The sequence below is a fragment of the Olsenella uli genome, assembly GCF_016899935.1.
Classification (GTDB): Bacteria; Actinomycetota; Coriobacteriia; order Coriobacteriales; family Atopobiaceae; genus Thermophilibacter; species Thermophilibacter uli_B.
Genome location: NZ_JACJJK010000007.1, coordinates 73,381 through 85,723, shown reverse-complemented (window position 1 = coordinate 85,723; position 12,343 = coordinate 73,381). Strand labels below are relative to the sequence as shown.

Annotated in this window: 10 protein-coding genes; 9 read left to right on the top strand and 1 reads right to left on the bottom strand. The window is 69.4% G+C overall.

Going from position 1 to position 12,343, the window contains the following annotated elements; all coding sequences use genetic code 11:
- Positions 1–2: 2 nt before the first annotated feature.
- Complete coding sequence (locus tag H6A07_RS07660; RefSeq protein WP_204814342.1) at positions 3–4,424, top strand: DNA-directed RNA polymerase subunit beta'; 4,422 nt, start codon at positions 3–5, stop codon at positions 4,422–4,424.
- A gap of 819 nt (positions 4,425–5,243) precedes the next feature.
- On the opposite strand, the gene H6A07_RS07655 is transcribed toward H6A07_RS07660, so the two are convergent.
- Positions 5,244–5,966, bottom strand: coding sequence for a biotin--[acetyl-CoA-carboxylase] ligase (locus H6A07_RS07655; RefSeq protein WP_204814341.1), 723 nt, complete (start codon positions 5,964–5,966; stop codon positions 5,244–5,246).
- A gap of 184 nt (positions 5,967–6,150) precedes the next feature.
- Here H6A07_RS07655 and H6A07_RS07650 point away from each other — a divergent pair, with 184 nt between their 5' ends.
- From H6A07_RS07650 to fabZ, 8 genes are all read left to right on the top strand, one after another.
- Positions 6,151–7,107: a beta-ketoacyl-ACP synthase III gene (locus H6A07_RS07650; protein ID WP_204814340.1), complete on the top strand. Its 957-nt coding sequence runs from the start codon at positions 6,151–6,153 to the stop codon at positions 7,105–7,107.
- A 91-nt stretch (positions 7,108–7,198) separates the two neighbouring features.
- A complete protein-coding gene (locus H6A07_RS07645; RefSeq protein ID WP_204814339.1) occupies positions 7,199–7,435 on the top strand; it encodes an acyl carrier protein in 237 nt (78 codons plus the stop codon).
- Between the two features lie 2 nt (positions 7,436–7,437).
- The gene (fabK, locus tag H6A07_RS07640) at positions 7,438–8,382 is read left to right on the top strand and encodes an enoyl-[acyl-carrier-protein] reductase FabK (RefSeq protein ID WP_204814338.1); all 945 of its coding nucleotides are present in this window, start codon (positions 7,438–7,440) and stop codon (positions 8,380–8,382) included.
- Entirely contained in the window at positions 8,370–9,305 is a 936-nt protein-coding gene (locus tag H6A07_RS07635) for an ACP S-malonyltransferase (protein WP_204814337.1), read from the top strand. Before fabK ends, H6A07_RS07635 begins: the two co-directional genes overlap by 13 nt.
- Positions 9,306–9,307: 2 nt before the next feature.
- Positions 9,308–10,078 (top strand): 3-oxoacyl-[acyl-carrier-protein] reductase, encoded by a 771-nt coding sequence (gene fabG / locus H6A07_RS07630; RefSeq protein ID WP_204814336.1) that lies wholly within the window; start codon positions 9,308–9,310, stop codon positions 10,076–10,078.
- A gap of 31 nt (positions 10,079–10,109) precedes the next feature.
- Positions 10,110–11,357 (top strand): beta-ketoacyl-ACP synthase II, encoded by a 1,248-nt coding sequence (gene fabF, locus H6A07_RS07625; protein ID WP_204814335.1) that lies wholly within the window; start codon positions 10,110–10,112, stop codon positions 11,355–11,357.
- Positions 11,358–11,359: 2 nt separating this feature from the next.
- Positions 11,360–11,851 carry an acetyl-CoA carboxylase biotin carboxyl carrier protein gene (accB, locus tag H6A07_RS07620; protein WP_204814334.1) on the top strand — a complete coding sequence of 164 codons (492 nt, stop codon included), beginning with the start codon at positions 11,360–11,362 and terminating at the stop codon, positions 11,849–11,851.
- Between the two features lie 61 nt (positions 11,852–11,912).
- Positions 11,913–12,341, top strand: coding sequence for a 3-hydroxyacyl-ACP dehydratase FabZ (gene fabZ / locus H6A07_RS07615; protein ID WP_204814333.1), 429 nt, complete (start codon positions 11,913–11,915; stop codon positions 12,339–12,341).
- Positions 12,342–12,343: the final 2 nt, after the last annotated feature.

Sequence of the window (12,343 nt, the reverse complement as noted above, 5' to 3'; positions counted from 1 at the left end):
CAGTGGCAGATTTCGACACCACCGATTTCGACGCGATCAAGATCTCCCTTGCCTCCGCTGACCGCATCCGCAGCTGGTCGCACGGCGAGGTCAAGAAGCCCGAGACCATCAACTACCGCACCCTCAAGCCCGAGAAGGACGGCCTGTTCTGCGAGAAGATCTTTGGCCCGACCAAGGACTGGGAGTGCGCCTGCGGCAAGTACAAGGGCATCCGCTTCCGCGGCATCGTCTGCGAGCGCTGCGGCGTCGAGGTGACCACGGCCAAGGTGCGCCGCGAGCGCATGGGCCACATCGAGCTCGCGGCCCCCGTGAGCCACATCTGGTACTTCAAGAGCCCGACGAGCTTCCCGCTCGCCCGCCTGCTCGACATCAAGAGCAAGGACCTCGAGAAGGTCCTGTACTTCGCCAGCTACATCATCACCAAGGTCGACTCCGAGGCCCGCGAGGCCGACGCCGCCGACCTCAAGGAGGAGCTGGACGCCGACCTCGAGGAGCTGGACGCCGAGCGCGACGACCAGATCGCCCGCCTGCGCGAGCAGGGCGAGGGCGGCGAGGACGAGTTCGGCGACATCGAGCCGCTCTCCGAGGACGAGATCCGCGCTGGCATCGCCGACCTCGAGGCCGAGTACGAGGACGAGAAGCGCCTGCGCACCGAGGCCTACGAGAAGTTCATGCAGCTCGAGGAGCGCGAGCTCATCTCCGACGAGGGGCTCTTCTCCGAGCTCAAGCGCTACTACGGCATCTACTTCAAGGGCGGCATGGGCGCCGAGGCCGTCCGCGAGCTCCTGCGCGGCATCGACCTCGAGGCCGAGGCCAAGGAGCTGCGCGAGGTCATCGCCTCCGACACCGCCCAGAAGCAGAAGCGCGAGAAGGCCATCAAGCGCCTGGAGATCGTCGACGCCTTCCTCAAGGGCGGCAACGACCCGGCCAACATGATCCTCGACGTCATCCCGGTCATCCCGCCCGACCTGCGCCCGATGGTGCAGCTCGACGGCGGCCGCTTCGCGGCGTCGGACCTCAACGACCTCTACCGTCGCGTGATTAACCGCAACAACCGCCTCAAGCGCCTGCTCGACCTCGACGCCCCGGCGATCATCGTCAACAACGAGAAGCGCATGCTCCAGGAGTCCGTGGACGCGCTCTTCGACAACGGCCGTCGCGGCCGTCCCGTCACCGGCCGTGGCGGGCGCCCGCTGAAGTCGCTCGCCGAGGCCCTCAAGGGCAAGCAGGGCCGCTTCCGTCAGAACCTGCTCGGCAAGCGCGTCGACTACTCCGGCCGCTCGGTCATCGTCGTCGACCCCAAGCTCAAGCTGCACCAGTGCGGCTTGCCGTCGCAGATGGCGCTCGAGCTCTTCAAGCCGTTCGTGATGCGCCGCCTCGTCGAGCTCGGCAAGGTCGAGAACATCAAGGGCGCCAAGCGCGCGATCGACCGCCAGCTCCCGACCGTGTGGGACGTCCTCGACGAGGTGATCCAGGATCGCCTGGTCCTGCTCAACCGCGCCCCCACGCTGCACCGCCTCTCCATCCAGGCCTTCGAGCCGGTCCTCGTTGAGGGCAAGGCCATCCACCTGCACCCGCTCGTGTGCGCCCCCTTCAACGCCGACTTCGACGGCGACCAGATGTCGGTGCACGTGCCGCTCTCCACGCAGGCCCAGACCGAGGCCCGCGTCCTCATGCTCTCGTCCAACAACCTGCGCTCGCCGGCCTCCGGCAAGGTGCTGACCGTCCCGTCGCAGGACATGGTCTTCGGCTCCTACTACCTGACCACGCAGAAGGGCGAGAAGAACGACGAGACGCCGATCTTCGCCAACTTCGACGACGCGCTTCTCGCCATTGACATGAACCACGAGCTGGACCTCCAGCAGCCCGTCGTCGTGCGCGTGAGCGCCGCCGACGCCAACGTGGTCGAGGGCGACCGCAAGCTCTTCCGCGTCATGAACGCTCGCGGCGACTTCGAGGACCTCGACGTCACCGAGCACACCGCGCGCTTTGACACCACGATCGGCCGCATCATCTTCAACCGCCAGTGCCTGCCCGCCGACTACCCCTTCATCAACTACAAGATGGTGAAGAGCGACATCGGCGCCCTGGTTAACGACTGCTGCGACCGCTACAGCCTGGCCGAGGTTGAGCCGATCCTGGACGCCATCAAGGAGACCGGCTTCCACTACGCCACGCTCGCGGGCCTGACGGTCTCGGTCTGGGACGCCACGATCCCGGCCGACAAGCCGCAGATCCTCGAGGAGGCCCAGGGCCGCGTCGACGAGATCAACGAGTACTACGAGGACGGCTTCCTCTCCGACGTGGAGCGCCACACCGAGGTCGTCAACGCGTGGACCGAGTGCACCGACCTTCTCGCCACCGAGATGCTCGCGGGCTTCGCCGAGGACAACCCCATCTACATGATGGCTGACTCCGGCGCCCGTGGCTCCAAGACGCAGCTGCGCCAGCTCGCCGGCATGCGAGGCCTCATGGCCGACATGTCCGGTGACACCATCGACCTGCCGATCAAGGCCAACTTCCGCGAGGGCCTCGAGCCGCTGGAGTACTTCATCTCCACCTACGGCGCGCGCAAGGGCCTCGTCGACACGGCCTCGCACACCTCCGACTCCGGCTACCTGACCCGTCGTCTGGTCGACGTGGCCCAGGACGTCATCGTGCGCGAGGAGGACTGCGGCACCGACGAGGGCGTCACCTACCCGCTGATCAAGCCGGGCGAGACCGACGTGGACACCGACCTCATCGGCCGCTGCGCGCTGAACGACATCGTCGACCCCGTCACCGGCGAGGTTCTTGTCGCCCGCGACGGCTACATCGAGTCCAAGGAGGACCTCGAGATGCTCGTCGAGCACGGCCTCAAGAAGGTCGAGCTCCGCGCGCTGCTTACCTGCAAGTCCAAGTACGGCGTCTGCCAGAAGTGCTACGGCTGGGACCTCTCCACGCGCCGTCCGGTCAACATCGGCACGGCGGTCGGCATCATTGCCGCCCAGTCCATCGGCGAGCCGGGCACCCAGCTCACGATGCGCACGATTCACTCCGGCGGCGTTGCGGGCGCGGACGACATCACGCAGGGCCTTCCCACGGTCGCCCGCATGTTCGACGTCGTCGGCAACGTCAACGAGAAGATCCTCGGCCGCGAGGCCGACCTCGCGCCCGTCTCCGGCGTGCTCCGCATCACGCCCGAGCAGGCCGAGTACCTGCTGCGCATCGTCGACGCTGACGACGCGACCCGCACCATCGAGGAGTGGCGCGTCCCCGCGTCCGTGCGCTTCATGCCGGGCGTCGAGGACGGCGTCGAGGTCCGCGCCGGCGACCAGATCACCCGCGGCTTCGTCAACTTCCGCAAGCTGCGCCGCCTGACCGACATCGAGTCGACGATGCACACCTTCGTCGAGTCGGTCAAGGACGTCTACACGTCCCAGGGCGTCGACCTCAACGACAAGCACATCGAGGTCATCGCGCGCCAGATGCTGCGCCGCGTCCAGGTGACCAACCCCGGCGACTCCCAGTACCTGCTGGGCCAGTACGTCGACCGCTACGTCTTCGCCGACACCGTGCGCAACGTGGCGCTCGCCGGCGGCACCCCGCCCGAGGCGGAGCCGGTCATCCTCGGCACGCTCAAGGTGGCCTCGAGCATCGACTCCTGGCTCTCCAGCGCGTCGTTCATCCGCACCGCCGGCGTCCTCACCGAGGCCGCCATCGAGGGCGACGTGGATCACCTGCTCGACCTCAAGTCCAACGTCATCGTGGGCAAGCAGATCCCGGCCGGCACCGGCCTCTCCGCCTACCACGACGTGGAGCTCACCTACCACGGGACCAAGATCGACGGCCCCACGTCCCCGCTCGCCAAGAGCCTGCCCGAGTGGGCGCCCGACGAGCTCAAGGGCATCGAGGAGCAGCTCCCCAAGCAGCTCGACTGGGTTGGTGACGACTACGGCTTCGGCGGCGTGTACTCCAAGAACGGCCGCACGCTCTCCAGCGAGGACGCCAAGCTCTACCTGTTCGACGACCTCGGCGTCTCGCAGCGCTGGACCAACAAGTTCAGCGAGGTGGGCATCGAGACCGTGGGCGACCTCATCGGCAAGACCGAGGACGACCTGCTGCGCATCGACGGCATCGGTGCCAAGGCGATCGAGGAGCTCCGCGACGGCCTGGAGGCCCGCGGCCTGCTCTACATCCTCGAGCCCGACGAGGACGAGGCCGACAGCGAGGATCTCTCCCAGCTGCTCAACATGGTCTTCTCGCCCGACGCTGACGCCGACATCATGCTCGGCACCGCCGCGCCCGCGACGCACCACTTCGATGACGACGAGCTGATCGGCGGCTCCGACGCCGCCAGCGAGGGCTCCGACGTCATCAACGAGGACCTTGGCTCCCTTGACGACCTCCTCTCGCAGGTGGTCCGCCAGGAGTCCGAGGAGTAGGCGCTCGTCTACGCATCCGTAAGGGGCGGCCCGGTTCTTCTCCCCGGCTTACTGCGCTTTGCGCAGAAGTCGCCGGGCGAGAAGAACCGGGCCGCCCCGCCTGCTACGTCGAAAGTCGCCAACCGAAAAATGCCGGCCTTGTTCCGCGACGCCCTAAGAAACAGCGCCCTTGTCCCGGGACGTTCTACGAATTGGCGGGCTTGCTCCGTGATGAGCGCGCGAAGCCGCGCAAGGGCCAGGTTTCCTAGAGCGGGCCGTGACAAGGGTAGGGTTTTCCGGAACGTCGCGTGCCAAGGGCCCGGAATCCTGGAAGGCTACGGAACAGGGGCGCCGTTTCCTGGAGCGTGAGGAACGTCGGCGGTCAAGATGAGCGCCCGTTCTAAGAAACGCTTCCCTTGCCCGTGCGCGTCTAGGAATAGCCGCCCTTGTTCCGAAGCGCTCTAAGAATCGGTAAGCTTGCTCCGCGACGTTCTAAGAATCGGCGGGGTTGCTCCGCGATGAGGCCGCAAAGCTGCGCAAGGGCTAGATTTCCTAGAGTGAGTCGTGACAAGGGTAGGGTTTTCCGGAACGTCGCGTGCCAAGGGGCCGGAATCCTGGAAGGCTCCGGAACAGGGGCGCCGTTTCCTGGAGCGTGAGGAACGTCGGCGGTCAAGATGAGCGCCCGTTCTAAGAAACGCCGCCCTTGCCCGTGCGCATCTAAGAATCGCCGCCCTTGTCCCGGGACGTTCTAAGAATCGGCGGGCTTGTGCCGCGCCAGGGGCGCGATGCCGCGACAAGGTTCGGAATTACTAGAGCGCTCCGGAACAAGGGCGCCGTTCTCTAGCCGCGCACGGGACGCAGGGAGGCCTGCTCGGCGGCCCAGGCGACCCCGTCCACGACGGCGCGGCCCCAGGGGTCGACGGTCTCGAAGACGCCGCGCGCGACCTCGGAGCCGTCCGTGGCCGCGAGCACGCGGACCTTCTCGCCCAGCCAGGCAAGACGGGCCAGGTAGTCGTCCCGGATGCCGTCGAGCGGGCGGTCCCCGGGCGCCGCCGCCCACGCGTCGACCCGCGCGACGATCGCGGCACGCAGCTCCTCGGCCAGGGGCGAGAAGGACCGTGCGTCTCCCAGCTCCGCCAGGCAGACCGCATCCAGCTCGCGCGGCGCGCGCCCCACGTTGACGCCGACGCCGCAGACCGCGAACGCCTCCCCGGCGTCGTCGCGCGCGGCCTCCACGAGGATCCCGGCGAGCTTGCGTCCCTGCGCGAGCACGTCGTTGGGCCACTTGAGCTGCGCCTCGTTCAAAACGTCGGTCACGCCCAGCCCGCACGCGGCGGCCAAGCCCGGCAGTCGCGACGGCGCCACGCGCGGCCGCAGCACCACGGAGAGGTAGAGGTTGCCGACAGGTGACGCCCAGACGTGCCCGCGCCGCCCGCGCCCGGCTGTCTGGAGGCGCGCGGCCACGGCCCAACCGTGACAGGCGCCCGCCCGGCCGAGCGCGAGCGCGTCGTCGTTGGTGGAGTCCGTCACGTCACGCACCGTGAGCAGCCGCTCCGCTCCCATGTCCCTCCGTTCGTCGGCGGCCCTGCGGTCGTCCCGAATGTTAGCGTTACCCATGTGGAGACATCGTGGCAAAATGTCTCCGCAGGCATAAGAACGTTTCCATGCGGGAGTCTTTTGCTAGCCTAGCAGAGATGTTGACGCGTTAACAATTCCGCGCCGACAGCGACTCAAGACGGGAGGCGACATGGGGTTCCGCGTACTGGGCACCGGCTCCGCGCTACCTGCGCGGGCGGTCACCAACGACGAGCTCTCCGAGTTCCTCGACACGTCGGACGAGTGGATCTCGCAGCGCACCGGCATCTCCGAGCGGCGGCTCTGCACCACCGAGACCCTCGACGACCTGGCGCTCGCGGCGAGCCGCGCGGCCCTCGAGGCGGCGGGCGTGACGGCCGACCAGCTCGACCTGATCGTCTGCTCCACCACGAGCGGCGACCACCTCATGCCGGCCGAGGCCTGCGCGATCGCGGAGCTTCTCGGCGCGTCCTGCCCGGCCTTCGACGTCTCCGCCGCCTGCGCGGGCTTCGTCTTCGCGCTGGACGTGGCGGACGGCTACTTCGCCCGCGGCCGTGCCGAGCGCGTGCTCGTGATCTCGGCCGAGAAGGTCAGTCGCCTCGTCGACTGGACGGACCGCGCCACGTGCGTGCTCTTCGGCGACGGCGCCGCTGCGGCGGTGCTCGGCGCGGACGGGGACAACCCGCTCGCCGTGCGCCTCTCCACCGAGCCCGCGGTCGACATCCTGCACGTCCCCGGTGTCCCGGGCACCTCGCCCTACGACAAGACCGAGCGCCCCGAGCCGCACCTCGCGATGGAGGGCCGCCGCGTCTTCAAGTTCGGCGTGAACGCGATCGTGACCTCGGTCACCGAGCTCGCCGCCGAGGCCGGCATCGACGTCGCCGACATCGACCACTTCGTCTTTCACCAGGCCAACGAGCGCATCCTCTCGTCGGCCGTGAGCCGTCTCGGGATCGACGACGCCCGCGTGGCGCGCGCCCTCGCCGAGACCGGCAACATCTCGAGCGCGTGCATCCCGCTCGCGCTCGACCGCCTGGTCCGCTCGGGCAAGCTCGAGCGCGGCCAGCTCGTGGCTCTCGTCGGCTTTGGCGCGGGCCTCGACACGGGGGCGTGCCTGCTGCGCTGGTAGCGCAAGCGCGAGCGGCAGCGCGGCGCGACCCCGCCCCAAACCGTCCATTGGAGCGCCCGCCGGGCGCATGGAGAAAGAAGGAGAACCAACAATGGCAGACCAGACCACCTTCGACCGCGTGTGCGACATCGTCCGCGAGCAGGCCGGCCTCGACGACACCGAGCTCACCGCCGAGACCAAGCTCTCCGAGATCGGCCTTGACAGCCTCGCCACCGTCGAGGCCGTCATGGCGTGCGAGGACGAGTTCGGCATCGAGATCGACGCCGAGTCCAACCCCGAGACGATCGGCGAGTTCGTCTCCATGGTCGAGTCCCTCCTGGAGAACTAGCCATGCTGCGCACCCCCATCTGTGACCTTCTCGGCATCGAGAAGCCCGTCTTCCAGGGCGGTATGGCCTGGATCGCCGACGCCAGCCTCGCCTCCGCCGTCTCCGAGGCCGGCGGCCTCGGCATCATCGCGGCCATGAACGCCAACGCCGACTGGCTGCGCGACCAGATCCACGAGCTGCGCGAGAAGACCGACAAGCCCTTCGGCGTGAACGTGATGCTCATGAGCCCGTTCGCCGACGAGGTGGCCCAGGTCGTCATTGACGAGCACGTCCCCGTGGTCGTGACCGGCGCCGGCAACCCCACCAAGTACATGAAGGCGTGGAACGCCGCGGGCATCAAGGTCATCCCCGTCGTCGCCTCCGTCGCGCTCGCCAAGCTCGTGCAGCGCGCCGGCGCCGCCGCCGTGGTGGCCGAGGGCACCGAGTCCGGCGGCCACATCGGCGAGACCTCGACCATGGCCCTCGTGCCGCAGGTCGTGGACGCCGTGAAGATTCCCGTCATCGCCGCCGGCGGCATCGCCGACGGGCGCGGGGTCGCCGCCGCCCTCATGCTCGGCGCCGTGGGGGTCCAGGTGGGGACGCGCTTCCTCGTGGCCGACGAGTGCACCGTCTCGGACAAGTACAAGGAGATGGTCCTCAAGGCCAACGACATCGCCACGCGCGCCACCGGCCGCTCGACCGGCCACCCGGTCCGCGCCCTCAAGAACCCGTTCTCCAACAAGTACGCCCAGATGGAGTCCGCGGGCGCGCCCGAGGAGGAGCTCAACGCCTTCGGCACCGGCGCCCTGCGCAAGGCCGCCAAGGAGGGCGACTACGAGAACGGCAGCTTCCTCTGCGGTCAGATCGCCGGCATGGTCCACGAGCGCCAGAGCGCGCTCCAGATCGTCGACGACCTCGTGAACGGGGCCGAGAAGGTCCTGGCAGGAGCCATGCAATGGGTAAAGTAGCGTTTCTCTTCGCCGGCCAGGGCGCCCAGCACCCCGGCATGTGCGCGGACCTCATCGCGGCCGAGCCCGCGGCCAAGGCCGTCTTCGACGCGGCCGACGCCGTGCGTCCCGGCACCACCGAGCAGTGCCTCTACGGCACCAAGGAGGAGCTCGCGCAGACGATCAACACGCAGCCCTGCGTCTTTGCCGCCGACCTCGCGTGCGCCCGCGCGCTCGCCGCGCACGGCGTGCGCCCGGACGTGGTGGCGGGCTTCTCGCTCGGCGAGGTCGCCGCGCTCACCTTTGCCGGCGCCTACACCGACGAGCAGGGCTTCGAGCTCGTGTGCCACCGCGCCGAGCTCATGGCGGACGCGGCCGAGAAGAACCCCGGCGCCATGCGCGCCGTCGTGAAGCTCGACGCCGCCACCGTCGAGCGCCTCGCCGCCGAGGCAGGCGAGGCCTGGCCCGTGAACTATAACAGCCCGCTCCAGACCGTCGTCGCGGGCACGTCCGAGGCCTGCGAGAAGCTCGATCTTCTCGTCAAGGAGGCCAAGGGCCGTGCGATGAAGGTCGCCGTCTCGGGTGCCTTCCACAGCCCGTTCATGGCGGACGCCGAGAAGGGCCTCGCCGCGTACCTCGCGGACGGCCACGCGCCGGCCGAGCCGTCCGTGCCCGTGCTGGCCAACCGCACGGGAGAGGCCTACCCGGCCGACGAGGCGGCTCGCGTCGAGCTGCTCTCCAGCCAGGTGGCCAACCCCGTCCAGTGGGTCCGCACGCTGCAGAACATGGCTGTGGACGGCGTGGACACCTTCGTCGAGGTGGGCCCCGGCAAGACCCTGACGGGCCTGGTGACCCGCACGCTCGAGGGCGTCACGGCGCTGCCGTGCGAGACCGTCGAGCAGCTCGAGGCGGTTCTCGCCGCGCTTTCCGAGAAGGGGGAGTAGAGATGGTCGAGAAGAACGGCGCGCTCGAGCGCGACGCCGGGCGCCGCGTGGCCCTCGTGACCGGCGCCTCCCGCGGCATCGGCCGCGCGATCGCCGAGGGGCTCGCCGCCGACGGCTTTGACCTGGCGCTCGTCTACGCCGGCAACGAGGCTGCGGCCGCCGAGGCCGTCGCCGCCTGCGAGGCCGCCGGCGCCACCGCGCGCGCCTACCGCTGCGACGTCGCATCCGCCGACGAGGTCAAGGCTACCGTGGACGCGGTGCTCGCGGACTTCGGCAGCGTCTGGGCCCTCGTCAACAACGCCGGCGTCACGCGCGACGGCCTGCTCGTCCGCATGAGCGACGAGGACTTCGCCCGCGTGATCGACGTCAACCTCAAGGGCGCCTTCCACACCGCCCGCGCCCTCGCGCGCGCCTTCATGCGCCAGCGCGGCGGCCGCATCGTCAACATGGCCTCGGTCGTGGGTCTCATGGGCAACGCCGGCCAGGCCAACTACGCGGCCTCCAAGGCGGGGCTGATCGGCCTCACCAAGTCGCTCGCGCGCGAGCTCGCGCCGCGCGGCGTCACGGTGAACGCAATCGCGCCCGGCTTCGTGGAGACCGACATGACGGCCGTGCTCTCCGAGAGCGTGGTCGAGGGCTACGAGAAGCAGATCCCGCTCGGGCGCCTGGCGAGCGCCGACGAGGTGGCCGCCGTGGCGCGCTTCCTCGTGAGCGACGCGGCGTCCTACGTGACCGGCGAGGTCATCCGCGTCGACGGCGGCATGGCGATGTAGAAGGCACTTCCGGACGCAGGGGAGTTTTGAGATGGAACACAGGGTTGCAATCACCGGCATCGGCGCCGTGACGCCGCTCGGCAACACCGCCAAGGAGACCTGGGAGGGCATGGTCGCCGGCCGCTGCGGCATCGGCCCCATCACCCACTTCGACACCGAGGCCTTCAAGGTCAAGGTGGCCGCCGAGGTCAAGGGCTTCGACGGCGCGGCGCTTCTCGGCAAGCAGGAGGCCGCCCACCTGGACCTCTACGCGCAGTACGCGCTCGTCGCCTCCGACGAGGCCATGGCCGACTCCGGCCTCTCCGCCGACGGCGCGATCGACCACGAGCGCCTGGGCGTCTACGTGGGCTCGGGCGTGGGCGGCATCAACGCCTTCGCCGACAACTGCCACACGATCGCCGCGCGCGGCCCGCGTCGCGCGTCCCCGTTCATGATCACGATGATGATCGCGAACATGGCCACCGGCAACATCGCCATCCGCCACAAGGCGCTCGGCCCCACCCTGCCCGTCGTGACCGCGTGCGCCACCTCCGCCCACGCCGTGGGCGAGGCCTTCCGCGCGATTAAGCACGGCTACGCCGACGCGATCCTGGCCGGCGGCGCCGAAGCGGCCATCATGCCCGAGTCCATTGCCGGCTTTACCAGCTGCCGTGCCCTCTCCACCAACCCCGACCCGGCCACGGCCTGCCGCCCGTTCGACGCCGACCGCGACGGCTTCATCATGGGCGAGGGCGCCTGCGTGCTCGTCCTGGAGCAGTGGGAGCACGCCGTCGCGCGCGGTGCCCACATCTACGCCGAGGTCGTGGGCTACGGCAACACCGACGACGCCTACCACATCACCAGCCCCGACCCAGAGGCCGCCGGCATCACCCGCGCGATCCGCCAGGCCGTGGAGGAGGGCGGCGTCAAGCCCGAGGAGGGCCTCTACATCAACGCCCACGGCACCTCGACCAAGCTCAACGACTCCTCCGAGACCCGCGGCTTCAAGCAGGCGCTCGGCGAGGAGGCCGCCCGCGCCGCGCACGTCTCCTCGACCAAGTCCATGACCGGCCACATGATCGGCGCGACCGGCGCCGTGGAGGCCATGGCCTGCGCGCTCGCGCTCGAGAACGGCGTCGTGCCGCCCACGATTAACTACCGCACCCCCGATCCGGAGTGCGACCTCGACTACACGCCCAACGAGGCCAAGGAGTGCGAGCTCACCTGGGCCCTCTCCACCAACCTCGGCTTTGGCGGGCACAACGCCGCGCTGGCGCTGCGCGCCGCGGGAAGGGAGTAAGCATGGACTCCGAGAAGATCTCGCAGATCGCCGACATCATGGCGTCCCACGGCCTCGCGCGCGTGCGCGTGGAGGAGAGCGACGGCTCGGCCGTCGAGCTCGAGTACGGCATGGCGACCCCGGCCGCGCCCGTCGCCGCCCCGGCCGCGCCGTCCTTCTCGCCCGCCCCAGTGGCTGCGGCACCCGCGAGCGCGCCGGCTCCCGCCGAGCCCGCCGCCGAGGCGCCGGCGCCCGCCGACGAGGCCCTCGACATGGCCCACACCACCGCCGTGCGCGCCCCGATGGTCGGCGTCTTCTACGCCGCCCCCGCCCCCGGCGCCGAGCCCTTCGTGCACGTGGGCTCCAAGGTCAAGAAGGGCGAGACCCTCTGCGTCATCGAGGCCATGAAGGTCATGAACGAGGTCACCGCCGAGGCCGACGGCGAGGTCGTGGACATCTGCGTGAAGGACGGCGACCTCGTGGAGTACGGCTGCTGCCTCATGAAGATCTACTAGATGCCTAAAAGGGGTCTGACCCCTTTTAGGCAAGTTTGCGCGGGATGGGAGCTGAATGCGCATGAACAAGGAAGAGCTCAAGAGCCTGCTGCCGCACCGCGAGCCGATGCTGCTGCTCGACGAGGCGGAGGTCGTGGACGGCGAGGCCCACGGCAGGATCACAATCACCGGGGACGAGTTCTTCGTCCAGGGCCACTTCCCGGGCAACCCCATCGTCCCGGGCGTGATCCAGTGCGAGATGCTCGCGCAGAACTGCTGCGTGCTGCTCGCCGACGACCTCGCCGCCAAGGGCGCCACGCCCATGTACACGAGCCTCAACAACGTGCGCTTCAAGCGCCCGGTGCGCCCCGGCGACACGATCGAGCTCACCTGCCGCATCACCCGCAGCCGCGGGCCCTTCCGCTTCGCCTCGGGCGAGGCGCGCGTGGACGGCGAGGTCTGCTGCCAGGCGGAGATGTCCTTCGCCCTGATGCCCGCCGACAAGGCCTAGGC

Excerpts from the sequence above, each read along its gene's own strand:
- H6A07_RS07655 (WP_204814341.1), bottom strand. The coding sequence starts at position 5,966 with ATGGGAGCGGAGCGGCTGCTCACGGTGCGTGACGTGACGGACTCCACC.
- H6A07_RS07650 (WP_204814340.1), top strand. The coding sequence starts at position 6,151 with ATGGGGTTCCGCGTACTGGGCACCGGCTCCGCGCTACCTGCGCGGGCG.
- H6A07_RS07645 (WP_204814339.1), top strand. The coding sequence starts at position 7,199 with ATGGCAGACCAGACCACCTTCGACCGCGTGTGCGACATCGTCCGCGAG.
- fabK (WP_204814338.1), top strand. The coding sequence starts at position 7,438 with ATGCTGCGCACCCCCATCTGTGACCTTCTCGGCATCGAGAAGCCCGTC.
- H6A07_RS07635 (WP_204814337.1), top strand. The coding sequence starts at position 8,370 with ATGGGTAAAGTAGCGTTTCTCTTCGCCGGCCAGGGCGCCCAGCACCCC.
- fabG (WP_204814336.1), top strand. The coding sequence starts at position 9,308 with ATGGTCGAGAAGAACGGCGCGCTCGAGCGCGACGCCGGGCGCCGCGTG.
- fabF (WP_204814335.1), top strand. The coding sequence starts at position 10,110 with ATGGAACACAGGGTTGCAATCACCGGCATCGGCGCCGTGACGCCGCTC.
- accB (WP_204814334.1), top strand. The coding sequence starts at position 11,360 with ATGGACTCCGAGAAGATCTCGCAGATCGCCGACATCATGGCGTCCCAC.
- fabZ (WP_204814333.1), top strand. The coding sequence starts at position 11,913 with ATGAACAAGGAAGAGCTCAAGAGCCTGCTGCCGCACCGCGAGCCGATG.